Source organism: Pseudomonas sp. S4_EA_1b (assembly GCF_016307435.1).
In the GTDB taxonomy this organism is placed as follows: Bacteria; Pseudomonadota; Gammaproteobacteria; order Pseudomonadales; family Pseudomonadaceae; genus Aquipseudomonas; species Aquipseudomonas rhodesiae.
This window is the reverse complement of the sequence record NZ_JAEILC010000001.1, coordinates 76,039-99,559: the sequence shown is the minus strand read 5'-3', so window position 1 is coordinate 99,559 and position 23,521 is coordinate 76,039. Positions and strand designations below refer to the sequence as shown.

The window sequence follows — 23,521 nt, the reverse complement described above, 5'->3', positions numbered from 1 at the left end:
CGGTTGAGGTGATATTGCGGCGCTATCAGTGCAGAGACGAACCTTGCTGGGTCAACGCTGTTTGCACGCATTCGATCAGATGCTCAGTGCTCCATGGCTTGGGCAGGAAACGCACGGAACCGCCGAGTTCTTCAGCCATTTTTGTATTGCCCGAGGTCAGCAGCACCCGCACTGATGGCCAGCGATGGGCAACCACGCGGCTCAAGTCATAACCATTGAGCAGGCCAGGCATTTGTATGTCGCTGACAATCAGGTCCACGGGGTCGTCCTCGCGTTCCAGGTAAATCATCCCTTCATCCGCTGAGGGAAACGACGTCACAATCGCGCCGAAATCCTCCAGTACATCCACCATCAACGCCCGAATAATTTCGTCGTCTTCCAATACCAAAATCGATGGCTGAGCCATGATCCTTACTCCACCATCAGGGTTCAGTTAGGTGGAGTGGAACGCAGCGGTATAGGTTCGATTGGATGTGTCCCAGGCGATGGGTGGTCGTTCAGGGTGTCTAGGTTGCGTGTTTGCACCGATGGTATTGCAGGCGGCGGTGATCCGGATGGAGATGCCAGGCATAATTCCCGCAACCGCCGATGTGGAGTCGCCCATGAAGTACGCCTTACTGACCCTCGCTCTGATTCTCAACACCGCCCCAGCCTTCGCCGCCGGCGATGCCGAAGCCGGCGGTAAGCTCTTCACCAAGACCTGCGGCGGCTGCCACAGCATCGGCGAAGGCGCGCGCGGCGGTTTCGGCCCGCAACTCAACGGCATCATCGACCGCCCCGCCGGCACCACCGAGGACTACCAGTATTCCGACGCGATGAAAAACTCCGGCGTGGTCTGGACCCGCGAAAAACTCGCCGCGTACATCGAAGACCCCAAGAAGGTAGTGAGCGGCACGCGAATGATCTTCTGGGGTATCAGCGATCAGGAGAAGATTGAAAATATCCTGGCGTATCTTGAGACGTTCCCGTCCAAGTAAGCACTCCTTCGCCAGGCGATACTTTTGGCCGATTGATCAAGTCAGCAAATGCTTGGAAATCAGCCGCGAGATTTCCACAATCGAGGTCTTCCCAGTGAACTCGAATTTCACTTTGCCCAGGGATGAAAAGTAAATCTCCAACTCCGAATCCAGGTCGAAGGTCCCGGACGTTTCCACCGAATACGCCACGATGTTTTTGTACGGCAGTGATGTGAAGTCCTTCTTACTGCCGGTGATGCCTTGCACGTTCACCGCGATGATGCGTTTGGTGGTGAATACCACGCCGTCGCGCATGGCCTTGTAGGCATCCACCACTTCTTCGCCATCGAGCAGCAGGGCCGAGACGCGTTCGGCGTATTCATTGTTTTGTTTGAGTTTGAAGAAGCCTTTGTTGTTGAAGTCGATCATGTAACGGTCCTTGTGGTCGGTCTGTGACGCCGCATAAGTTGACACTCATCGCGGTCAGGCGCGTTCCTTCAATGGAAGGTGTCACTGGATAGCTTTGAGGTAATGCTTGAGTGCGTCGAGCGGGGCATCGAGTTCCTCCAGCGTAGAGGCTTTTCGAGTGTCGGCGGCCAGTCTCTCCAACTCACGCCCCAACACCGTCTCCGTTCCGCCCAACGCCTGCAGCGCCTGCATCACGCATTCATCGAGCTTACGTTGAATCAGGCGCAAGTCCCCTTGGCGCACCAGCAATCCAAACACTTCACGCTCATACGCGGCCATCGCCGGGTCGTCGCGCAATACCGGGCTGCCGCCGTCGGTTTCATGCACCAGTTTGAGTGCGAAGAGCGCAACAGCTTCCAGCGTCAATTCCATGGTGGGGCTTCCTCGGTGTGCGGGCGGAGCGCGATGATCACTGTTCTGCGGCTGAAAAAAAAGACCTCAAACGCTTGCACCTCAAGCGCTCCGCGGAACGATATTAATTAGCCATGTTCCAACCCGCCGTGCCCAGCTCGCGCAGCCAGCCAGTGGACCGGTGCGATGTTGAATCGGCACGTTTGACTCACTTACAGGGACGCAAGTACTTATGCAGCCATCCTCCACACCTGATTCATCCGCCACCGGCGAGCTGATCGCGAGCTTTCGCCATGGCAAAGGTTTTCTCATTTTCAGCCTGATACTCGGCGTTGCGCTGTTGGCGCTCGCGGGATTTGTGCTGTATCTGGGTACGATCCTGCCGCCGGGTAATGAAGGGCCTATCGGTGTCACAACGTCCCGGGGCATGACGATCAACTTCAGCAGCGGGCAGTCGCTGATCAATCTCACCAGTGGCTTTCTGGCCATTCTTGGGCTGTGTGTATTCGGCCTTTACGCCTGGCATAAGAAATTGCGCAGTACCGCTTACGATGTGTACGAGCATGGCATCGCACGCATCAACCAAGGCCAGCGCGACTACACCCCGTTTATCGAGATCCAGGACTTGTATCTGTTCAGCTCCGGGCAAACGGTGATGACAGGCTTGATCACCAACCTGGCCTACCGTCGCACGGCCGCCGAGCCGTTTCATCGCGTGATTGAAAGCCTCAAGGGTTTTCAAAAATTCCAGCAATTGGTGCGCGAACTGCACGTCCGCGCGCGCATGCCGGGAGTGCTCAGTGTGCTGGAGTCGGGCGGGGCGGTGACGTTCAATTGCATCAGCTCCGGCCAAGTGTGGGGCAAGCGCATGAGCGGTAATTTCCTCAAGATCACCACGGCGCCCATCCTGGTGAGCGCTCAGTGCCTGGAATACCAGGGCCGTAAGGTGCCGATGTCGTCATTGCGCAGCGTCGACCTCAACGCCTGGAGCGAAAAAGTGGTGATCAAAGACGACAGCGGCCAACCGGTCCTGTCGACCATCGCCACCGGCATCCTGAGCCACGACCTGTTCCTGCATGCGCTCGACGCAGTGCTCACGGCTCAAACCCAAACGCGCGAGCTGGCGTGAACCGCTCGCGTAATCGTTGATTGTGCATAAAGGGATTAAACGATGATCTATCGCGGCGCAGGCTGGCTGACGCTGTTCACACCGGTTGCCATGATTTTGTTGCTGATGGTGTTGTGGCCCGACCCCAGCGTCAAGCCGGGCAACACCTCGTTGACGCAACTGCTGATGGGCGTGGGGATCGGCTCGGCCATCAACACGGTGCTGGGTTTTGTGCTGAATAGGGAAGTGCATGAAGATGGCGTGCGCCACCATTTCTTTTTCTTGCCCATGCAATGGCCGGCACTGGCGATCACACTGGTGTGCGTGGTGATTGCGCTGTTCAAGTAAAACTACCCGCCGGGCTTAACGGGTACGCTGTTGAGTGCTTGCTCGTAAGCCTCGCGTAGGCGCTGGAAGGCGACGGGGTCGTCATCCGGGCGCGTTAGCTTGGGTAACTTGGCGTATTGGCGTTTGAGGGTGCGCTCGTCAGCCGTGGCTGAAAGGTCGAGGGTTTTCCAGCAGTCGGCGGAGGCATTCATGCTCAGTGCCCGCCGGGCTTCGTCCATGCGTTCGTAAATGGATGGCACGTCAGGCGGGGGATGTTGGTCGGATTGGTCATGGTTGGGTGATTTTCTGCAGCGTTTCCATCTGCCTGATCCAGGCATCGAATCGAGCGCATTGTTGCCGAATGATCGGCAGGCCGATCTCAATCGCGGCGAGTGAACCGTGCAGCGGTTTGTCGTAGCCAGCGTAAAGCTTTTGCAGTCTTTTGCTCGGCGCGGTCATCGGACTATTGTTAATAGCTTCCGGCGTTTCAAACTGATTTCGTATGTGCAAAAAACGGTCTTCAAGGGCGGTCTGGTTGATCCCGACAGCTAACCCTTTGGGGCAACTGAACAGCAGGCCCTCGAATTCGTACATTTGCACATAGGGAATGAATCGGCGCATGGCTTCATCGCCCAGTTTGTTTGCCAACCTTTCCGTCATAGCTTTCAGCAGGCAATCAGCTTTTTCATCCATGGTGTTCTTGCTACCGGCATTCGCTTTGCCAGGGAATTCTTCGGGCAGGCCATAGAAATCAAAAAACGTAGTGCAATATGCCTGCCGGTCACCTAACAGGCGCTTTTCAACATCACTGAGCAGACGCTCGAAACGAAAGTTGCCGCCCTTGTGGCCGGGTTTTCCGATCAGAGCAGGCATCAGGTAAATATCCAAATGCTGGAAGGCGTGCGCCAGCACCTCGTTGATGAACATCTCTTCTGTTTGGCCCTCGCAGATCACGTGGACTCGAATCATCTACGCGGCCTCCCGCCCAGAATGTTTTTCTCCCACAGCTCGCCTACCGAATAATCGTCCAGCCATGTTTCGAAGGCTTTTTCGTCGAGGCGCTTGAAGACAGTTGCGCCTTTCTCCCGCTCGACGATGATCAGGTCGTCGATTGAGAACTCGTTCACCAGGGGTACCGACTGCGTTGAGACAATCACCTGCATTCGCGTGGAGGCTGAGCGCAGCAGCGAGCCTAGTAAGGTGATGGCGTAGGGATGCAGGCCGAGTTCCGGCTCATCAATTATGATGGTCGATGGCGGATCGGGTTGGAGCAGGGCGGTGACCAAGCAGATGAAGCGGATCGACCCGTCCGAGAGCTGGCTCGGCCAGAAGGTGTAGTCGCTGTTCTTCTGACGCCATTGCAGGTTGATCAGCTCTTCCTGGCTGTCCAGTCGCACAGGCTTCAGCACAAAATCATCGAAGAACGGAATCGCCAGTTGGATCGTTTTGCGGATCTGTTCATACACCTCAGGCGATTCGGTGCATAACCGATTCAGATAGGCCGCCAGGTTCGACGCGTCTGGACGCAGGTAGTCATCGATATGGGCCGGTCCGTAGCGTTTGACGCTCGCGGTTTCGCTGGTGTCGTGGAAGTGGAAAACCTTCCAACTGGAAATCGATTCGTAGCAGTACGCCACAACGTTGTTTTTGTAGGGGGCTTGGAACTGTTTGGTGTCGTAGGCTTTTTTGAGCTTGGTCTCCTGGTGCCCGGAGCCCAGCGTAATCCACTCTGATCCATACATGGGGCCGTCAAAAAAGAGCCGTTCGTTGGAAAAAACAAAGTCCCCCTCCACGGTCGGTTCCAGCTCGAACTCATAGCCGTTCAAGCCAAAATGGACATAAGAACTGATCTGCTGAGTTTCCTTGACGCCGAAGCTGACAACTCGGTCTGCCGATCCTTGTTGGGTCGTCCACTTTTTAAGGCGCAACTCCATCATTTCGCTGAGCATGCGAAAGTAAGAAACGAAGCTGCTCTTACCCGCACCGTTGGCACCCAGCAGCACGTTCAGGCTGCCCAGGTGCAAGTCCTCAAGGTTCTTGATGGACTTGAAGCCTTTGATGGTGAGCCGGCTGATCGGGTTCTTTGTGCTCATTGCTGCTTGATTCCTTTAGCGGCGCCGCTTGTTGAGTCCAAAGCCGCTGTCGTTGATAGCTGTGGCGGATTCTGCCATTGATTTCGCACGCTGGCTTCTCACTTGATGGGATCATCCTAACGTTAATCTTTACTGTCTAATATCAGGGCGCTGATCGGGTCAGTCAGCCCAATTGTGACGCATCGCTATCGGGGGCAAGTCCGCTCCCACAGCGCATCGTGTTTCAGGTTGAAAGTGGGCGGTGAACATTAAATCGGGCGGCCCGCACTTTTTTACAGGCGAAAAAAAAGACCTTGAATTTCAAGGTCTTTTTTTAAGATGGTGCCCCGAGGGAGACTCGAACTCCCACTCCTTTCGAAAACGGATTTTGAATCCGCCGCGTCTACCAATTCCGCCATCAGGGCTCAATGGCGGCGAAGTATAGAGAGGTGATTACCGTTGGTCAATCACGTTTCATGGTCAATTTTGACTATTTCCGCTAGACTTCCCGGCCCTGCTAGACGAACCCCATCATGCGCGTTGCTGACTTTACTTTTGAGCTCCCTGATTCGCTGATCGCTCGCCACCCTTTGGCCGAGCGGCACGCCAGTCGACTGCTGACCCTGGACGGGCCAAGCGGTGCCCTCGCACACCGTCAATTCACTGATTTGCTTGAGCATTTACGCCCAGGTGATCTGATGGTGTTCAACAATACCCGGGTGATTCCGGCGCGGCTGTTTGGCCAGAAAGCCTCCGGCGGCAAGCTGGAAATTCTGGTGGAGCGGGTGCTGGACAGCCATCGCGTGCTGGCCCATGTGCGCTCCAGCAAGTCGCCGAAACCGGGATCGAGCCTTCTTATCGATGGCGGTGGCGAAGCCGAGATGGTGGCGCGTCATGATGCGCTGTTCGAGCTGAAGTTCGCCGAAGAAGTCCTGCCATTGCTGGAGCGCGTCGGCCATATGCCGTTGCCTCCTTATATCGACCGCCCGGATGAAGACGCTGACCGCGAACGCTATCAGACCGTGTATTCCCAGCGCCTGGGTGCGGTGGCCGCGCCTACGGCCGGGCTGCATTTCGACCAGCCGCTGCTGGAGGCGATTGCCGCCAAAGGCGTCGAGACCGCCTATGTGACCCTGCACGTGGGGGCCGGCACGTTTCAGCCGGTGCGTGTGGAGAACATCGAAGACCACCATATGCACAGCGAATGGCTGGAGGTCACTCAGGATGTGGTGGACGCGGTCAACGCGTGCAAGTCGCGCGGCGGGCGGGTGATTGCGGTGGGCACCACTAGCGTGCGCTCCCTGGAAAGCGCGGCGCGCGACGGCGTGCTCAAGCCGTTTAGCGGCGACACCGATATCTTCATTTACCCAGGCCGACCGTTCCATGTGGTCGATTGCCTGGTCACCAACTTCCATTTGCCGGAATCCACGCTGTTGATGCTGGTGTCGGCATTTGCCGGTTATCCCGAGACCATGGCCGCTTATCAAGCCGCCATCGAAAATGGATACCGTTTTTTCAGCTACGGTGATGCGATGTTCATCACCCGTAACCCGGCGCCGCGCGGCCCAGAGGAACAACTATGAGTCGTATGTCGTTTGAATTGCTGGCCACCGACGGTAAGGCCCGTCGCGGTCGCCTGACGTTCCCGCGTGGCACCGTGGAGACCCCGGCGTTTATGCCTGTCGGCACCTACGGCACCGTCAAGGGCATGCTGCCGCGCGATATCGTCGCCACCGGCGCCGAGATTATCCTCGGCAACACTTTCCACCTGTGGCTGCGCCCGGGCACGGAAGTGATCAAGAAGCATGGCGACTTGCATGACTTCATGAAGTGGCAGGGCCCGATCCTCACCGACTCCGGCGGTTTCCAGGTGTTCAGCCTGGGCGCCATGCGCAAGATCAAGGAGGAGGGCGTAACCTTCGCCTCGCCGGTGGACGGTTCTAAAGTGTTCATGGGCCCGGAAGAGTCGATGCAGGTGCAGCGTGACCTGGGTTCGGACATCGTGATGATTTTCGACGAGTGCACGCCGTACCCGGCCGACGAAGACGTCGCGCGGGTGTCCATGGAGTTGTCGTTGCGTTGGGCCCAACGTTCGAAAAACGCCCATGGCGATAACACCGCGGCGTTGTTCGGTATCGTCCAGGGCGGCATGCATGAAAGCCTGCGCAAGCGCTCGCTGGAAGGCCTCGACAAAATCGGCTTCGACGGCCTGGCCATCGGCGGTCTGTCCGTGGGCGAGCCCAAGCACGAGATGATAAAGGTGCTGGATTATCTGCCGGGCCTGATGCCGGCTGACAAACCTCGTTACCTTATGGGCGTTGGCAAACCGGAAGATCTCGTAGAGGGTGTGCGCCGCGGTGTGGACATGTTCGATTGCGTGATGCCAACCCGTAATGCCCGCAATGGGCATCTGTTCATCGATACAGGCGTGCTGAAGATCCGTAACGCGTTCCATCGCCATGATGATTCGCCGCTGGATCCCACCTGTGATTGCTACACCTGCCAGAACTTCTCCCGTGCTTATCTGCACCATCTGGACAAGTGCGGAGAAATGCTGGGTAGCATGTTGAATACCATCCACAATTTGCGTCATTACCAAGTCCTGATGGCTGGTTTGCGCGAGGCTATTCAACAGGGTACATTGGCCGCCTTCGTCGATGCCTTCTATGCCAAGCGCGGGCTCCCTGTGCCGCCCTTGGACTGAGTTTCCCGACCCTAAGATTCACTATTTGCAACTGGAGTGCTAAATGAGCTTTTTTATCTCTAACGCCATGGCCGACGCCGCTGCGCCTGCCGCTGCGGGCCCTATGGGCGGTGGTTTCGAGTGGATTTTCCTGGTCGGCTTCCTGGTTATCTTCTACCTGATGATCTGGCGTCCACAGGCCAAGCGCGCCAAAGAGCAGAAGAACCTGCTCAGCAGCCTGCAGAAAGGCGACGAAGTGGTCACCACTGGCGGTATCGCCGGCAAGATCACCAAGGTTTCCGATGCTTTCGTGGTACTGGAAGTCTCCGACACCGTTGAAATGAAGTTCCAGAAGGGCGCCATCGCCGCCACGCTGCCTAAAGGCACGCTCAAAGCGATCTAAGTAACAACCTTTACCAATCGACGGGGCGCGCAAGGCGCCCCGCGTTATAAGCGGGCGGCGTGATGCTGAACAAATACCCTCTGTGGAAATACGTACTGATCCTGGCGGTGCTGGCGATCGGTTTTATTTATTCCGCTCCCAATCTCTATCCTGATGACCCGGCGATCCAGATCACTGGCGCCAGCACTTCGCTGCAGGTCAATCAGGCTGATCTGGACCGCGCGAGCAAGGCGCTCACCGATGCGGGTATCCAGGTCAAGGCGGCAACATTGGCGGCTGGTGCGAAAGGCGGCTTGTTGCGCCTGACCAAGCAGGAAGACCAATTGCCGGCCAAGGATGTCGTGCGCAAGGCCATGGGTGACGACTATGTGGTCGCGCTCAACCTGGCGCAAACCACACCGCAATGGCTGCGCAGCATTGGCGCGCACCCGATGAAGCTGGGTCTGGACTTGTCCGGTGGCGTGCACTTCCTGCTGGAAGTCGACATGGACAAAGCCCTCGACGCCCGCCTCAAGGTCTACGAAGGCGACGTGAAGAGCCTGCTGCGTAAAGAAAAGCTGCGTTATCGCAGCCTGCCGCAGCTCAACGGTGCCATCCAGCTGGGCTTCTCTGACGAAGCGTCCCGCGAACAGGCCCGTGCGCTGATCCGTAAGAACTTCAACGATTTCGACATCGTACCGGCCGACCTGAATGGTCAACCTGTACTGCGTCTGGCGATGAGCCCGGCCAAGATCGCGGAAATCCGCGAATACTCCATCAAGCAGAACTTGACCACGGTGCGTAACCGCGTCAACGAACTGGGTGTGGCCGAGCCGATCGTACAGCGCCAGGGCGCCAACCGTATCGTGGTTGAGCTGCCGGGTGTGCAGGATACCGCTGAAGCCAAGCGTATCCTGGGCAAGACCGCCAACCTGGAATTCCGTTTGGCGGCTGAGCCGGGCGCTACCCGTGCTACTGCCGAAGAGTTCGAGTTCCGCGAAGGCAACCGTCCTCCGGCGCTGATCGAGCGTGGCTTGATCATCACCGGTGATCAGGTGACCGACGCCAAGGCCGGTTTCGGCGAGCACGGCACTCCTGAAGTGAACATCCGCCTGGATGGCCATGGCGGCGAACTGATGAGTCGCGCCACGCGCAGCAACGTCGGTCGCAGCATGGCGGTGATCTTCATCGAGCAACGCCCGATCACTACCTACACCAAGCAAATGGTCAACGGCGTCGAGAAAGACGTACCGGTGCAGTCGTTCAAGGAAGAGAAGAAGATCATCAGCCTGGCGACCATTCAGTCACCGCTGGGTGCTCAATTCCGCATCACCGGCCTGAACGGCCAGGGTGAATCTTCCGAACTGGCGCTGCTGCTTCGCGCCGGTGGCCTGGCCGCGCCGATGTACTTCGCCGAAGAACGTACCATTGGCCCGAGCCTGGGTGCGGACAACATCACCAAGGGTATCGACGCAGCCTTGTGGGGCATGCTTTTCGTATCGCTGTTCATCATCGCCATCTACCGCTTCTTCGGTGTCATCGCCACTGTGGCCCTGGCGGGCAACATGGTGATGCTGCTGGCTTTGATGTCGCTGCTGGGGGCAACGCTGACCCTTCCGGGTATCGCCGGTATCGTACTCACCATGGGTATGGCGGTGGATGCCAACGTGCTGATCTTCTCGCGAATTCGTGAAGAGATCGCCGCTGGCATGACGGTGCAGCGCGCTATCAGCGAAGGCTTCGGCCGGGCATTTACCGCGATTCTCGACTCCAACCTGACCACATTGCTGGTCGGTGGGATTCTCTTTGCCATGGGCACCGGCCCGGTCAAAGGTTTTGCGGTGACCATGTCCCTCGGTATCTTTACCTCGATGTTCACGGCCATCATGGTGACCCGCGCAATGGTCAACCTGATCTTTGGCGGACGTGACTTCAAGAAGTTGTGGATTTAAGGGGCTGCCATGTTACGTACAATCAACTTCATGGGCGTTCGCAACATTGCGTTCGGCGCCACAGTGCTCCTTACCGTTCTGGCATTGTTCAGCTGGTTCCATAAGGGCCTGAACTACGGGCTGGACTTCACCGGCGGTACGCTCATCGAGCTGACCTACGAGAAGCCGGCCGACGTCACCCTGGTGCGCAACGAACTGGTCAAGGCCGGTTATCACGAAGCCGTGGTGCAGAACTTCGGCGCTACCACCGATCTGCTGGTGCGTATGCCTGGCGAAGACCCGCAACTGGGTCACCAGGTGGCCGAGGCTTTGCAGAAGGTCGGCGGTGATAACCCGGCGTCGGTCAAGCGCGTCGAGTTCGTGGGCCCGCAAGTGGGTGAAGAGCTGCGCGACCAGGGCGGCCTCGGCATGCTGATGGCGCTGGTCGGCATCATGATCTACCTGGCGTTCCGCTTTCAGTGGAAATTCGGCGTCGGCGCCATTGTGTCGCTGATCCATGACGTGATCGTAACCGTAGGCATCCTGGCTTACTTCCAGGTCACTTTCGACCTGACGGTGCTGGCGGCGGTGCTGGCGATCATTGGTTATTCGCTCAACGACACCATCGTGGTATTCGACCGGGTTCGCGAGAACTTCCGTGTACTGCGCAAGGCGACGTTGATCGAGAACATCAACATCTCCACCACCCAGACCCTGCTGCGGACCATGGCCACGTCGATTTCCACCTTGCTGGCGATCGCGGCGTTGATGATCTTCGGTGGCGACAACCTGTGGGGCTTCTCCCTGGCGCTGTTCATCGGCGTTCTGGCGGGTACCTACTCGTCGATCTACATCGCCAACGTGGTGTTGATCTGGCTGAACCTCAACAGCGAAGACCTGATTCCTCCGGCCATCACCGACAAGGAAGTCGACGATCGTCCTTGATGGGCGCTTGTTGATCGTTGTTACAAAGAAGGCACGAGTATTGAACTCGTGCCTTTTTTTTTGCTCCAAGGCTGGGTATAGCGCGGACCTTTCGGTTCGTTTGTGATGGTCAGGAGGTTCAACGTGAACAAGTCGTTACTGGTTGGTGCGGTATTGGGTGCTGTCGGTGTAACTGCCGGGGGTGCTGTCGCCACCTACAGCCTGGTAAAAAGCGGCCCTGAGTATGCGCAAGTACTGGCGGTGCAGCCGGTCAAGACCCAGATCAAAACCCCGCGTGAGGTCTGCAAGGACGTCACCGTGACCCGGCAGCGTCCGGTGCAGGATCAGCATCAAATCGCCGGTACCGTCGTCGGCGCCCTCGCAGGTGGCCTGCTGGGTAACCAGATCGGCGGCGGCAATGGTAAGAAACTGGCCACCGTGGCCGGTGCAGTAGGTGGTGGTTACGCCGGCAACAAGGTGCAGGAAGGTATGCAGAACCGCGATACCTACACCACCACGCAAACCCGTTGTAACACCGTCAACGATATCAGCGACAAGGTTGTCGGCTATGACGTGCGGTACACCTTGGATGGCAAGGAAGGTTCGGTGCGCATGGATCGTGATCCAGGCGGCCAGATTCCGGTCGACAAGGAAGGTCGTCTCGTCCTCGGTCAAAACCAGCAGTAATACTCGTCCAGACGCAGATTCAATGGCGTGTGCAGTTCAGAATGCGGGAGGGGCTAGCCCCCTCCCGCATTTTATTTGTGGTGCTCTTGGCATTTAGGCTCGCACCAAATCCCAGGCACAAAAAAAGCACCCCGAAGGGTTAATGCCAGTCAGTTAAGCTGACTGGCATTTTTATTTCTGATCGGATACTTCGGTGATTTCAGCCGAATCGTCCGAGGATAAACGCGCTCCTCACGTCGATGCGGCAACACGTAGTGCGGCGCTGAAGCATGAAGCTCGGCCAAATACTTGGGGATGTTCCCGGAACGGTCGGCGGAGACGCTGTTGATAAACCCGAGAATCGCCCAAGTGCAGGCGGTAAAGCTCATTTCGCACGGGTAAATGCCAGGACAGTGGCGGCTCATTTCCACCATCTGATAGCGCAACAAGTTGTAGCCCAACAACACGCCCCACAGCTCTTGCTCGATCATCTCGGGCGTCTTGCTGCGCAGCGTATAACTGCTGTTGAGCAGCGTCTGTTTCATCTCCCGAAATCCGAGTTCGATCTCCCATCGCTGGCTGTACAGATCGACGATTTCGTCGGATGGAAAGCGCAGCGGATCGACCATCGACGTCAGGATCTGACACACCTTGCCCTTGATGGTTTTGCTCAGCAGTCGCGCGGTCAGCCGCTCCGGCAACCCAGGCCATTGCTTGCAGGTCTGCGGCGAAGTACTCAGCGAAACAATCGCATCCTGGCGCCCAAAACGCTGGATCACCTCGTACTGCGAGCCTTTTTTCAGCGGCATCAGCCAGTGGCGTTCGACGCCTGCTTGCTGCCATTGATGCAATAAACCCAAGGAGTAAAAACCACGATCAAACAGCGTTAGCGAGTGATCGGGGGTGGTTTCGATCAGTTGCTCGGCCAGTTTCATTTCGTTGCTGCGGTAGCCGTCAAACGCACTTCCAATCAGCAAATGGCTGGTCAACTCCATTTGGCAGACCATGCGCACCTGAGGAAAACCGGTGTCGCCATGCTGGTTGCTGGCGGAGTCATAGCGCGCCCGATTTTCCGGCGTGTCGGGTGTGCGCCAGACAACGCCATCGACGCCCAACAAACGCAGACCGGCCCAAGTCGGATGACCGGCCGCCTCATGCCAACTTTTCTGGGTCAAATCGAAGACTTGTCGTACAGCTTCGCTGCCCAATCTCTGACGGGCCTGGACTACGGCGCTGGGGGCCACCAACGGGCGCTGGCCCGGCAACATGATGTTCATGCGACTGACCACATCCCAGGCAGACATGCGCCGGAAGAACGCCATGGAAATCACGCACCAGAGCATCATTTCCAGCGGCAAACGACGTTTGCGCAGCGTCGCCACACCGGCTTGTTCAAGCGCCTGTTCGACCAAAGAAGGATCGAGCAAGGCATCCAATCCCTCGATGGCGTTGGGGGTAGAGGCGATGTTGTGGGTCAGTTCCAGTGCCCGAGCAAGACGCATAAAAAAATCCGATGCCAGTATAGGCATCGGATTTTGATTTCTTGCGGCCAAAGGTCAAGCGAGAAGGCTTAACTGACTGGCATTACCCCGAAGGGTGCTTTTTTTTGCTCGCTCGCTTAACGCTTCAGCGAGGCCGGCAGGTGCGGCTGGATCGCCGTCAGAACTGCCTTGAAGCACTTGGTGTTACCGGCAACGACGTGGCCTTTTTCCAGGAAGTCGTGACCGCCGGTGAAGTCGCTCACCAGGCCGCCTGCTTCTTGAATCAGCAGTGCGCCTGCGGCCATGTCCCACTCGGACAGGCCCGACTCCCAGAACGCGTCAAAACGACCGGCGGCAACGTAGGCCAGGTCCAGGCTGGCAGCGCCGGCGCGGCGGATGCCGGCGGTCTGGCCAACCAGGGCGCGGAACATGCCAAGGTAGTTTTCCAGGTTATCCATCTGGTCGTCACGGAATGGGAAGCCAGTGCCCAGAAGAGCGCCGTCCAGGCTGGTGCGACCGCTGACGCGCAGGCGACGGCCATTGAGCTGGGCGCCACGGCCACGGCTGGCGGTGAATTCTTCCTGGCGAACCGGGTCGAGTACAACCGCGTGTTCCAAGCGGCCACGGTATTTGCAGGCAATACTCACGGCAAAGTGCGGGATGCCGCGCAGGAAGTTGGTGGTGCCGTCCAGTGGGTCGATGATCCACAGGTAGTCTTCGCCTTCGCCGCTGCCTTTGTGCAAACCGGTTTCTTCGCCGAGGATGCCGTGGGTAGGGTAAGCCTTGCGCAGTGCATCGATGATTTTCTGTTCGGCGGCGCGATCCACCTCGGATACATAGTCCTTGGCGTCTTTTTCGTCGACCTTGATGGTATCCAGGCGCTCGATGGAGCGGAAGATCAATTCACTGGCGCTGCGGGCGGCGCGCAGCGCGATATTCAGCATGGGCTGCATGGATGTGTCACCTAAGGTTGTTAAAGAAAGCCGGGCATTCTAGCAGAAACTTTCTTCAGGTGAAGGACGACGTTCGCTTTCATGGCATAACCTTAGGCTGTTCTGTAAGATTTGCTCCCCTTTCCTGTGTCCGAGAGCGCCTCCCTTGCTGCAAAACATTCGTGTCGTCTTGGTCAATACCAGTCATCCCGGCAATATCGGTGGGGTGGCGCGAGCCATGAAAAACATGGGGCTGACGCGCCTGGTGCTGGTCGAGCCGCGTGTGTTCCCGCACCACGAGGCTGACGCGCGCGCGTCGGGCGCCAATGACATCCTTGAAAAGGCCCAGGTCGTTGCCACCTTGGAAGATGCCTTGGTCGGTTGCAACCTGGTGCTGGGCACCAGTGCCCGCGACCGTCGTATCCCGTGGCCATTGCTGGACCCGCGAGAGTGCGGGACCAAGGTGGTGGAGGGAGCGGCCGGCGGCGCTGAAATCGCCTTGGTATTTGGCCGTGAAGATTCCGGCCTGACCAATGAGGAGCTGCAGCGATGTCACTTTCATGTGCACATTCCGTCAGACCCCGAGTTCAGTTCGCTGAACCTGGGGGCGGCGGTGCAGGTATTGAGCTATGAAGTGCGCATGGCCTGGCTGGCCGCCGAAGGGCAGCCGAGCAAGGTCGAGAAGGATGAAGTGGCGTCCACTAAAAGTGGTGAGTTGGCCACCATGGACGAGCTGGAGCGATTCTATGAGCATCTGGAACATACTCTGGTGGCCATCGAATTCCTCGATCCTGAAAAACCGCGGCACTTGATGGCGCGCCTGCGCCGCCTGTACGGGCGCAGCTCGGTCAGCCGGGCGGAAATGAATATATTGCGTGGCATCCTCACGGAAACCCAGAAAGCGGCCCGTGGCGAACTCCTCAAGCGGAAGGATTAAAAATGTTCGAGCGTTTGCGAGAAGATATCCAGAGTGTTTTTCACCGTGACCCGGCTGCACGCAACGCCTTTGAAGTGCTGACCTGCTATCCGGGCATGCACGCGATCTGGATCCATCGTCTGTCCGGTGCGCTGTGGAATATGGGCTGGAAATGGCTGGCGCGGCTGGTGTCGAATTTCGGTCGCTGGCTGACCGGGATCGAGATTCATCCGGGCGCCAAGGTGGGGCGGCGCTTCTTCATTGATCACGGCATGGGCATCGTTATTGGTGAAACCGCTGAGATCGGCGACGACGTGACGCTTTATCAAGGCGTGACCCTGGGCGGCACCAGTTGGAATAAAGGTAAGCGCCACCCTACGTTGGGCGATGGTGTGGTGGTCGGGGCGGGCGCCAAGGTGCTTGGTCCGTTCACGGTCGGCGCTGGTGCCAAGGTGGGCTCCAATGCTGTGGTGACCAAGGCGGTTCCGCCTGGCGCCACGGTGGTGGGTATTCCGGGGCGCATCATCGTCAAGCCGGAAGTCGGTGATGAGCAAGAGGCCAAGCGCAAGGCCATGGCCGAGAAAATCGGTTTCGATGCGTATGGCGTCAGCGAAGACATGCCCGACCCGGTCGCACGCGCCATCGGCCAGTTGCTCGACCATCTGCAAGCGGTGGATGGAAAGTTGGATGGTATGTGCGGTGCACTGAAGGAGCTGGGTAGCACTTACTGTGCGAAAGATCTGCCAGAGCTGCGTGAAGAGGACTTCGCCGAAATCAAGGACGAAGCTGTCACGAAGGCCGGCTGAAGCCACCAAACCCCATGGGAGGGGCGAGCCCTCCCAGTTTTTGGCTCCATTGGTCTCGGAATTCCTGGTCGATCCTGTTCTCGCTGTTCGATCCAACCCCATCCTGCTATGATTCGCGCGCCCTTTTTACGGGTAATCCTGACTAAAGTACTAGGTCTTATAGTTGACTTAAATACTCGGGAATCGCATACTTGCTCCCATTCTGAAACACCTTGGTACTTGTCCATGAGACTGACTACAAAAGGCCGATACGCGGTGACTGCCATGCTCGACTTGGCCTTGCACGCGCAAACTGGGCCGGTGTCCCTGGCCGATATCTCCGAGCGTCAAGGCATTTCCCTGTCCTACCTTGAGCAACTGTTCGCCAAATTGCGCCGCAGTAATCTGGTCTCCAGTGTGCGTGGGCCGGGCGGTGGCTATCAATTGTCCCGCGACATGCAGGGCATTCAGGTAGCCCAGGTAATCGACGCGGTCAACGAATCGGTCGATGCCACAAAATGCCAGGGGTTGGGTGACTGCCATGCCGGCGATACCTGCCTTACACATCACTTGTGGTGTGATTTGAGCCTGCAGATCCATGAGTTTTTGAGTGGTATCAGCTTGGCTGATCTTGTGACTCGCCGTGAGGTGCAAGAAGTAGCCCAGCGTCAGGACCAGCGCCGTTGCAACACCAAGGCGCCGCGTCTGGACAAGATTGAAGCGTCCGCCGTCGAGTGACAGCCGCAGAGCTAACGGCACGCCAGCCAGCCTGATTTAGGAGAAAGTCCATGAAATTGCCGATTTACCTTGATTACTCAGCGACCACCCCGGTTGATCCGCGTGTCGCGCAAAAGATGAGCGAATGCCTGCTGGTTGACGGAAACTTCGGCAACCCGGCCTCCCGTTCCCACGTTTTCGGCTGGAAAGCCGAGGAAGCGGTCGAGAACGCTCGTCGCCAGGTTGCTGATCTGGTCGGCGCCGATCCGCGTGAAATCGTCTGGACCTCCGGTGCCACCGAGTCCGATAACCTGGCTATCAAGGGTGCCGCGCATTTCTACGCGACCAAGGGCAAGCACCTGATCACCACCAAGATTGAGCACAAGGCTGTCCTCGACACCATGCGCCAACTGGAGCGTGAAGGTTTCGAGGTGACTTACCTGGAGCCGACCACCGACGGCATCGTCACTCCGGCCATGATCGAAGCCGCGCTGCGTGAAGACACCATCCTGGTTTCCGTGATCCACGTTAACAACGAAATCGGCACCATCAATGACATCGCCGCGATCGGCGAGCTGACCCGCTCCAAGGGCGTGTTGCTGCACGTCGATGCGGCGCAGTCCACTGGCAAGGTCGATATCGATCTGTCGAAGTTGAAAGTCGACCTGATGTCGTTCTCTGCGCACAAGACTTACGGCCCCAAAGGCATTGGCGCGCTGTACGTGAGCCGCAAGCCGCGTGTGCGCATCGAAGCCACCATGCACGGCGGCGGTCACGAGCGCGGTATGCGTTCGGGCACCCTGGCGACCCACCAGATCGTCGGCATGGGTGAGGCGTTCCGTGTAGCCAAGGAAGACATGGCTGCTGAAAACGTGCGCATCAAGGCGTTGAGCGATCGCTTCTTCAAACAGGTCGAGAACCTTGAAGAGCTGTACATCAACGGCAGCATGACCGCCCGCGTACCGCACAATCTGAATTTGAGCTTCAACTACGTCGAAGGCGAGTCGCTGATCATGGCGCTCAAGGACCTGGCGGTTTCCTCCGGTTCGGCCTGCACCTCGGCTTCCCTTGAGCCGTCCTACGTGCTGCGTGCCCTGGGCCGCAACGACGAACTGGCGCACAGCTCGATCCGCTTTACGTTTGGCCGTTTCACCACCGAAGAAGAAGTCGATTACGCCGCGCAGAAAGTCTGCGAAGCGGTCAACAAACTGCGTACGCTGTCGCCGCTGTGGGACATGTACAAAGACGGTGTCGACATTTCCAAAATCGAGTGGGCGGCACACTAACTATAGAAGCCGCCACCGCAGCTCTGTAGGAACGTGGCGGAAAACGCAGGCGTTTCTACAGGGTTCCAGAGCGGCCCTGATGAGTGAGGATTCAGTACCATGGCTTACAGTGAAAAGGTCATCGACCACTACGAAAACCCGCGCAACGTCGGCAAGATGGACGCGCAAGACCCGGATGTCGGCACCGGCATGGTCGGCGCTCCCGCGTGCGGCGATGTGATGCGCCTGCAGATCAAGGTCAACGACGCTGGCGTGATTGAAGACGCTAAGTTCAAGACCTACGGTTGCGGTTCGGCCATCGCCTCCAGCTCCCTGGCGACCGAATGGATGAAAGGCAAGACCCTGGATGAAGCTGTCACCATCAGCAACACCCAGCTGGCTGAAGAGCTGGCGCTGCCGCCCGTGAAAATCCACTGCTCCGTGCTCGCTGAAGACGCCATCAAGGCCGCCGTTCGCGACTACAAGCAGAAGAAAGGCTTGATCTAAGCATTTGGCGACGAGTAAGGAGTCAACGATGGCTATCAGCATGACAGAAGCGGCTGCGCGGCACGTGCGACGCTCCCTGGATGGGCGCGGTAAAGGTGAGGGGATTCGTCTGGGTGTTCGCACCACAGGCTGTTCCGGCCTTGCCTACGTGCTGGAGTTTGTCGACGAGGTAGTGGCGGAAGACCAGGTGTTCGAGAGTCACGGCGAGAAGGTGATCATCGATCCTAAAAGCCTGACCTACCTGGACGGCACCGAACTCGATTTCGTCAAGGAAGGGTTGAACGAAGGCTTCAAGTTCAACAACCCCAACGTTCGCGGTGAATGTGGCTGCGGCGAAAGCTTCAACATCTGAGGCTACTCGTGGGTACTCCTTGTCATTTCGCTTTATTCGAGTTGCAGCCGAGCTTTCGGCTCGACCTTGAGCAGCTTGCCACGCGCTATCGAGAGTTGGCGCGTGGGGTGCATCCGGACCGCTTTGCCGACGCTTCCGAGCGTGAGCAGCGCCTGGCGCTGGAGCAATCGGCCAGCCTCAACGAAGCCTATCAGACCCTCAAGAGTCCGCCGAAACGCGCGCGCTACCTGCTCGCGATGAACGGGGGCGAGTTGCCGTTGGAAGTCACCGTGCATGACCCCGACTTTCTGATGCAGCAGATGCAGTGGCGCGAGGAGCTGGAAGACTTGCAGGACGACGCCGATCTGGCGGGCGTCGCGGTCTTCAAGCGACGCCTGAAAACGGCCCAGGATGAGCTCAACGAAAGCTTCGCAGCCTGTTGGGATGATGCAGCGCAACGCGAACAGGCCGAACGCCTGATGCGGCGCATGCAGTTTCTCGACAAGCTCTCCTACGAAGTGCGCCAGCTAGAAGAGCGCCTCGACGATTAACCCAGTGCTGCCCCGTTGCACGCCTGATAGACAGATAAGACCTGATTACCATGGCTCTACTGCAGATCGCCGAACCCGGCCAAAGCCCACAACCGCACCAGCGACGCCTGGCGGTGGGGATTGACCTGGGCACCACCAATTCCCTGGTCGCTGCCTTGCGCAGCGGCCTGTCTGAGCCATTGCCCGATGCCGATGGCCAGGTGATCCTGCCGTCCGCCGTGCGTTACCACGCTGACAGCGTCGAAGTAGGCGAATCAGCCAGGCTCGCGGCCTCGGCCGACCCGCTCAACACGGTGCTGTCTGTTAAGCGCCTGATGGGCCGTGGGCTATCCGACGTCAAGCAATTGGGCGATCAACTGCCGTATCGCTTTGTTGGCGGCGAGTCCCATATGCCGTTTATCGACACCGTCCAGGGCCCAAAAAGCCCGGTGGAAGTGTCGGCGGAAATTCTCAAGGTGCTGCGCTTGCGCGCGGAAACCACCCTGGGTGGCGAGCTGGTTGGCGCGGTGATTACCGTGCCCGCGTACTTCGATGACGCACAGCGCCAAGCCACCAAGGACGCGGCGAAGCTCGCCGGTCTGAATGTGCTGCGTTTGCTCAATGAGCCGACTGCGGCCGCAGTAGCCTATGGCCTGGACCAGCACGCCGAAGGCCTGGTCGCTATTTATGACCTGGGTGGCGGCACCTTTGATATCTCCATCCTGCGCCTGACCGGTGGTGTGTTCGAAGTGCTGGCCACCGGCGGCGATAGTGCCCTGGGCGGTGATGACTTCGATCACGCCATCGCGGGTTGGATCATCAGCGGCGCGGGCTTGTCCGCCGATCTCGATCCGGGCGCGCAGCGCAACCTGCTACAAACCGCCTGTGCGGCGAAAGAGGCGTTGACTGACGCCGCGTCCGTTGAAGTTTCCTACGGCGACTGGTCGGCTCAACTGACTCGCGAGACCTTCGATGCGCTGATCGAGCCGATGGTTGCCCGCAGCCTCAAGGCATGCCGCCGTGCCGTGCGCGACTCCGGTATCGAGCTGGAAGAAGTAGGGGCTGTGGTGATGGTCGGTGGCTCCACCCGTGTGCCGCGCGTGCGAGAGGCCGTGGCTGAGGCGTTTGGTCGTCAGCCGTTGACTGAAATCGACCCGGATCAGGTAGTTGCCATCGGTGCAGCCATCCAGGCCGATACTTTGGCCGGTAACAAGCGCGATGGTGGCGAATTGCTGTTACTCGACGTGATTCCGTTGTCGCTGGGTCTGGAAACCATGGGCGGCCTGATGGAGAAGGTGATTCCACGTAACACCACCATCCCCGTTGCCCGTGCCCAAGATTTCACCACGTACAAAGACGGCCAAACGGCCATGATGATTCATGTGCTGCAAGGCGAGCGCGAGCTGATTAGTGACTGCCGCTCCCTGGCGCGCTTCGAACTGCGCGGCATTCCGGCGATGGTTGCCGGTGCGGCGAAGATTCGCGTGACGTTCCAGGTCGACGCCGATGGATTGCTCAATGTGGCCGCGCGCGAACTGGGCTCGGGTGTTGAAGCCAGCATCCAGGTCAAGCCGTCCTACGGCCTGACCGACGGCGAAATCGCCAAAATGCTCAAGGATTCGTTCCAGCACGCCAGTGACGACAAGGTCGCCCGGGTGTTGCGCGAACAGCAAGTGGACGCCCAGCGTCTGCTCGAGGCGGTGCAGGGCGCCCTGGATGTCGATGGCGAACGCCTGCTGGACGCTGAAGAACGCATGGTCATTGACTTGCAGATGCAGGAATTGGCCGAACTGATGAAAGGTAACGATGGTTATGCCATCGAACAGCAGACCAAGCGCCTGTCGCAAGTCACCGATGCCTTTGCCGCCCGCCGTATGGATCAGACGGTTAAAGCCGCGCTGGCGGGCCGCAACCTGAATGAAATTGAGGAATAACTGATGCCGCAGGTCACTTTTCTACCGCACGCCGAGCATTGCCCGGATGGCATGGTCGTGCAGGCTGAGACCGGCAAGTCCCTTCTTGAAGTTGCCCATGACCACCACATCGAGATCGAAAGTGCCTGTGGTGGCGTGAACGCCTGTACCACCTGCCACTGCATCATTCGTAAAGGTTTTGATAGCCTCAACGAGGCCGACGATCTGGAAGAAGACTACCTTGACAGGGCGTGGGGCCTTGAGCCGACATCGCGCCTGAGTTGCCAGGCGAGAGTGGGAACTGAAGATCTCACTGTGGAAATCCCGAAATATTCGCTCAACCATGCAGCCGAAGCGCCGCATTGATTCAAGGAAATGTCATGAGCCTGAAATGGGTTGATGTACAAGAAATCGCTATACAACTTGCTGAAGCTCACCCTGAGGTCAATCCTCTAACGGTCAACTTCGTCAAGTTGCGTAATTTGGTATTGGAGCTGCCTGACTTTGACGACGTCCCGGACCGGGGCGGCGAAAAGGTTCTGGAGGCGATTCAAGGCCTGTGGATCGAAGAAGCAGACTGAACCGCCTTTTTACGCAGTTAGGCAATACCCAATAACCCGCGTATAATTCGCGGGTTTAATTTTTCGTAAATTACCGTTTCTGGAGTTACACCATGGCTGTTCAACGCACTTTCTCCATCATCAAGCCTGACGCTGTTGCAAAAAACGTCATCGGCGAGATCACCACTCGTTTCGAAAAAGCCGGCCTGAAGGTGGTAGCTTCGAAACTCAAGCAACTGTCCAAAGCTGAAGCTGAAGGCTTCTACGCTGAGCACAAAGAGCGTGGTTTCTTCGGTGACCTGGTTGCTTTCATGATCTCCGGTCCTGTTGTCGTTCAGGTGCTGGAAGGCGAAAACGCTATCGCTCTGAACCGTGAGCTGATGGGCGCTACCAACCCTAAAGAAGCAGCTGCCGGCACCATCCGTGCCGATTTCGCTGAATCCATCGACGCCAACGCTGTACACGGTTCGGACTCCGAAGCCGCTGCCGCTCGCGAAATCTCGTACTTCTTCGCAGCTACTGAAGTAACCACTCGCTAAGCATCGGCTTAAGAGTGAAGGTGAATCCATGACTACATCGACTGTAAAAACCAACCTGCTGGGTCTGACTCAACAGGAAATGGAAAAATTCTTCGACTCAATCGGGGAGAAGCGTTTCCGTGCCGGTCAGGTAATGAAGTGGATTCACCACTTTGGCGTCGACGATTTCGACGCCATGACGAACGTCAGCAAGGCCTTGCGCGACAAGCTCAAGGCCATTGCTGAGGTCCGTGGTCCCGAAGTGGTCAGCGAGGACATTTCCAGCGACGGCACCCGTAAGTGGGTGGTGCGTGTGGCGTCCGGCAGCTGCGTAGAGACCGTTTACATTCCCCAGGGCAAGCGCGGCACATTGTGCGTTTCGTCCCAGGCAGGCTGTGCCCTGGATTGCAGTTTCTGCTCCACCGGCAAGCAAGGCTTCAATAGCAACCTCACGGCCGCCGAAGTCATCGGCCAGGTGTGGATTGCCAACAAATCCTTTGGCAGCGTCCCGGCAACCGTCGACCGTGCCATCACCAACGTGGTGATGATGGGCATGGGTGAGCCGCTGCTGAACTTCGACAACGTCGTTTCGGCGATGCACCTGATGATGGACGACCTGGGCTACGGCATCTCCAAGCGCCGTGTGACCCTCTCGACCTCCGGCGTGGTGCCGATGATCGATGAGCTGTCCAAGCACATCGACGTCTCCCTGGCGTTGTCGCTGCACGCACCTAATGACGCATTGCGTAACCAATTGGTGCCGATCAACAAAAAGTATCCGCTTAAGATGCTGCTCGAATCTTGCCAGCGCTACATGTCGTCCCTGGGCGAAAAGCGCGTGCTGACCATCGAGTACACCTTACTCAAAGACATCAACGACAAGGTCGAACACGCCGTCGAGATGATCGAGTTGCTCAAGAACATCCCATGCAAGATCAACCTGATTCCGTTTAACCCGTTTCCCCATTCTGGCTACGAGCGGCCGAGCAACAACGCCATCCGTCGTTTCCAGGATCAACTGCACCAGGCCGGCTTCAATGTCACCGTACGCACCACCCGTGGTGAAGACATCGACGCCGCCTGTGGCCAATTGGTAGGACAGGTGCTGGATCGCACCCGTCGCAGCGAACGTTATATTGCGGTGCGCGAACTGAGCGCCGCCGACGATATGCCGCAAAGCGCTGTGAATCGAACCTGA

28 protein-coding genes, 1 tRNA gene and 1 pseudogene are annotated in these 23,521 nt (G+C 58.0%); 21 read left to right on the top strand and 9 right to left on the bottom strand.

Going from position 1 to position 23,521, the window contains the following annotated elements; genetic code table 11:
• Positions 1-25 precede the first annotated feature (25 nt).
• Positions 26-406 (bottom strand): response regulator, encoded by a 381-nt coding sequence (locus YA0848_RS00460; RefSeq protein ID WP_034100478.1) that lies wholly within the window; start codon positions 404-406, stop codon positions 26-28.
• A 196-nt stretch (positions 407-602) separates the two neighbouring features.
• Here YA0848_RS00460 and YA0848_RS00455 point away from each other — a divergent pair, with 196 nt between their 5' ends.
• Positions 603-977 (top strand): c-type cytochrome, encoded by a 375-nt coding sequence (locus YA0848_RS00455; RefSeq protein ID WP_034100476.1) that lies wholly within the window; start codon positions 603-605, stop codon positions 975-977.
• A gap of 36 nt (positions 978-1,013) precedes the next feature.
• Here YA0848_RS00455 and YA0848_RS00450 read toward each other — a convergent pair whose 3' ends face one another.
• Positions 1,014-1,385: a PH domain-containing protein gene (locus YA0848_RS00450; RefSeq protein ID WP_015885780.1), complete on the bottom strand. Its 372-nt coding sequence runs from the start codon at positions 1,383-1,385 to the stop codon at positions 1,014-1,016.
• Positions 1,386-1,466: 81 nt separating this feature from the next.
• Positions 1,467-1,796, bottom strand: coding sequence for a hypothetical protein (locus YA0848_RS00445; protein ID WP_034100472.1), 330 nt, complete (start codon positions 1,794-1,796; stop codon positions 1,467-1,469).
• 211 nt (positions 1,797-2,007) lie between these two features.
• On the opposite strand from YA0848_RS00445, the gene YA0848_RS00440 reads away from it, so the two are divergent.
• Complete coding sequence (locus YA0848_RS00440; protein ID WP_169903787.1) at positions 2,008-2,904, top strand: hypothetical protein; 897 nt, start codon at positions 2,008-2,010, stop codon at positions 2,902-2,904.
• A 42-nt stretch (positions 2,905-2,946) separates the two neighbouring features.
• Positions 2,947-3,231: a hypothetical protein gene (locus YA0848_RS00435; protein WP_034115041.1), complete on the top strand. Its 285-nt coding sequence runs from the start codon at positions 2,947-2,949 to the stop codon at positions 3,229-3,231.
• A 29-nt stretch (positions 3,232-3,260) separates the two neighbouring features.
• Here the strand turns inward: YA0848_RS00435 and YA0848_RS00430 are convergent.
• From YA0848_RS00430 to YA0848_RS00415, 4 genes and pseudogenes are all read right to left on the bottom strand, one after another.
• A pseudogene (locus tag YA0848_RS00430) lies at positions 3,261-3,422 on the bottom strand (J domain-containing protein); the annotation flags it as partial.
• Positions 3,423-3,498: 76 nt separating this feature from the next.
• Entirely contained in the window at positions 3,499-4,179 is a 681-nt protein-coding gene (locus YA0848_RS00425) for a DUF4276 family protein (RefSeq protein WP_034115039.1), read from the bottom strand.
• Positions 4,176-5,303: an AAA family ATPase gene (locus tag YA0848_RS00420; RefSeq protein ID WP_034115038.1), complete on the bottom strand. Its 1,128-nt coding sequence runs from the start codon at positions 5,301-5,303 to the stop codon at positions 4,176-4,178. Before YA0848_RS00420 ends, YA0848_RS00425 begins: the two co-directional genes overlap by 4 nt.
• A 319-nt stretch (positions 5,304-5,622) precedes the next feature.
• Positions 5,623-5,707 (bottom strand) — tRNA-Leu (locus YA0848_RS00415).
• A 108-nt stretch (positions 5,708-5,815) separates the two neighbouring features.
• On the opposite strand from YA0848_RS00415, the gene queA reads away from it, so the two are divergent.
• From queA to YA0848_RS00385, 6 genes are all read left to right on the top strand, one after another.
• Positions 5,816-6,865, top strand: a complete 1,050-nt coding sequence (gene queA / locus YA0848_RS00410) for a tRNA preQ1(34) S-adenosylmethionine ribosyltransferase-isomerase QueA (RefSeq protein ID WP_034100452.1) — start codon at positions 5,816-5,818, stop codon at positions 6,863-6,865.
• Between the two features lie 5 nt (positions 6,866-6,870).
• Positions 6,871-7,986: a tRNA guanosine(34) transglycosylase Tgt gene (tgt, locus tag YA0848_RS00405; RefSeq protein WP_010565220.1), complete on the top strand. Its 1,116-nt coding sequence runs from the start codon at positions 6,871-6,873 to the stop codon at positions 7,984-7,986.
• 43 nt (positions 7,987-8,029) lie between these two features.
• Entirely contained in the window at positions 8,030-8,368 is a 339-nt protein-coding gene (yajC, locus tag YA0848_RS00400) for a preprotein translocase subunit YajC (RefSeq protein ID WP_010565221.1), read from the top strand.
• Between the two features lie 62 nt (positions 8,369-8,430).
• On the top strand, positions 8,431-10,299 hold the full coding sequence (gene secD / locus YA0848_RS00395; protein WP_034100449.1) for a protein translocase subunit SecD: 1,869 nt from the start codon (positions 8,431-8,433) through the stop codon (positions 10,297-10,299).
• Between the two features lie 9 nt (positions 10,300-10,308).
• Entirely contained in the window at positions 10,309-11,223 is a 915-nt protein-coding gene (gene secF, locus YA0848_RS00390) for a protein translocase subunit SecF (RefSeq protein ID WP_034115036.1), read from the top strand.
• A 123-nt stretch (positions 11,224-11,346) separates the two neighbouring features.
• Positions 11,347-11,889 (top strand): glycine zipper 2TM domain-containing protein, encoded by a 543-nt coding sequence (locus YA0848_RS00385; protein ID WP_034100446.1) that lies wholly within the window; start codon positions 11,347-11,349, stop codon positions 11,887-11,889.
• Between the two features lie 149 nt (positions 11,890-12,038).
• Here the strand turns inward: YA0848_RS00385 and YA0848_RS00380 are convergent, their stop codons facing one another.
• Both YA0848_RS00380 and suhB read right to left on the bottom strand, forming a co-directional pair.
• Positions 12,039-13,370, bottom strand: a complete 1,332-nt coding sequence (locus tag YA0848_RS00380; protein ID WP_169903993.1) for an IS4 family transposase — start codon at positions 13,368-13,370, stop codon at positions 12,039-12,041.
• Between the two features lie 116 nt (positions 13,371-13,486).
• Complete coding sequence (gene suhB, locus YA0848_RS00375) at positions 13,487-14,302, bottom strand: type III secretion system regulator SuhB (RefSeq protein ID WP_003175971.1); 816 nt, start codon at positions 14,300-14,302, stop codon at positions 13,487-13,489.
• A 145-nt stretch (positions 14,303-14,447) separates the two neighbouring features.
• On the opposite strand from suhB, the gene trmJ reads away from it, so the two are divergent.
• The 12 genes from trmJ to rlmN all read left to right on the top strand — a co-directional run bounded on the left by trmJ (position 14,448) and on the right by rlmN (position 23,521).
• Complete coding sequence (gene trmJ / locus YA0848_RS00370) at positions 14,448-15,218, top strand: tRNA (cytosine(32)/uridine(32)-2'-O)-methyltransferase TrmJ (protein ID WP_169903808.1); 771 nt, start codon at positions 14,448-14,450, stop codon at positions 15,216-15,218.
• A 2-nt stretch (positions 15,219-15,220) separates the two neighbouring features.
• Positions 15,221-16,003 carry a serine O-acetyltransferase gene (cysE, locus tag YA0848_RS00365; protein WP_034100442.1) on the top strand — a complete coding sequence of 261 codons (783 nt, stop codon included), beginning with the start codon at positions 15,221-15,223 and terminating at the stop codon, positions 16,001-16,003.
• Positions 16,004-16,228: 225 nt separating this feature from the next.
• Positions 16,229-16,720, top strand: a complete 492-nt coding sequence (gene iscR, locus YA0848_RS00360; protein ID WP_003194020.1) for a Fe-S cluster assembly transcriptional regulator IscR — start codon at positions 16,229-16,231, stop codon at positions 16,718-16,720.
• A 50-nt stretch (positions 16,721-16,770) separates the two neighbouring features.
• On the top strand, positions 16,771-17,985 hold the full coding sequence (locus YA0848_RS00355) for an IscS subfamily cysteine desulfurase (RefSeq protein WP_034100439.1): 1,215 nt from the start codon (positions 16,771-16,773) through the stop codon (positions 17,983-17,985).
• Between the two features lie 99 nt (positions 17,986-18,084).
• Entirely contained in the window at positions 18,085-18,471 is a 387-nt protein-coding gene (iscU, locus tag YA0848_RS00350; RefSeq protein WP_034100437.1) for a Fe-S cluster assembly scaffold IscU, read from the top strand.
• A 28-nt stretch (positions 18,472-18,499) separates the two neighbouring features.
• Positions 18,500-18,823 (top strand): iron-sulfur cluster assembly protein IscA, encoded by a 324-nt coding sequence (gene iscA / locus YA0848_RS00345; protein ID WP_010565230.1) that lies wholly within the window; start codon positions 18,500-18,502, stop codon positions 18,821-18,823.
• An 8-nt stretch (positions 18,824-18,831) separates the two neighbouring features.
• Positions 18,832-19,353: a co-chaperone HscB gene (gene hscB / locus YA0848_RS00340; RefSeq protein WP_034100433.1), complete on the top strand. Its 522-nt coding sequence runs from the start codon at positions 18,832-18,834 to the stop codon at positions 19,351-19,353.
• Between the two features lie 50 nt (positions 19,354-19,403).
• Positions 19,404-21,266, top strand: a complete 1,863-nt coding sequence (gene hscA, locus YA0848_RS00335; protein ID WP_034115035.1) for a Fe-S protein assembly chaperone HscA — start codon at positions 19,404-19,406, stop codon at positions 21,264-21,266.
• Positions 21,267-21,269: 3 nt separating this feature from the next.
• The gene (gene fdx, locus YA0848_RS00330; protein ID WP_034100430.1) at positions 21,270-21,611 is read left to right on the top strand and encodes an ISC system 2Fe-2S type ferredoxin; all 342 of its coding nucleotides are present in this window, start codon (positions 21,270-21,272) and stop codon (positions 21,609-21,611) included.
• A 14-nt stretch (positions 21,612-21,625) separates the two neighbouring features.
• Positions 21,626-21,826, top strand: coding sequence for a Fe-S cluster assembly protein IscX (iscX, locus tag YA0848_RS00325; protein ID WP_034100428.1), 201 nt, complete (start codon positions 21,626-21,628; stop codon positions 21,824-21,826).
• 92 nt (positions 21,827-21,918) lie between these two features.
• On the top strand, positions 21,919-22,344 hold the full coding sequence (gene ndk, locus YA0848_RS00320) for a nucleoside-diphosphate kinase (protein ID WP_034100426.1): 426 nt from the start codon (positions 21,919-21,921) through the stop codon (positions 22,342-22,344).
• 28 nt (positions 22,345-22,372) lie between these two features.
• Positions 22,373-23,521: a 23S rRNA (adenine(2503)-C(2))-methyltransferase RlmN gene (rlmN, locus tag YA0848_RS00315; protein ID WP_034100424.1), complete on the top strand. Its 1,149-nt coding sequence runs from the start codon at positions 22,373-22,375 to the stop codon at positions 23,519-23,521.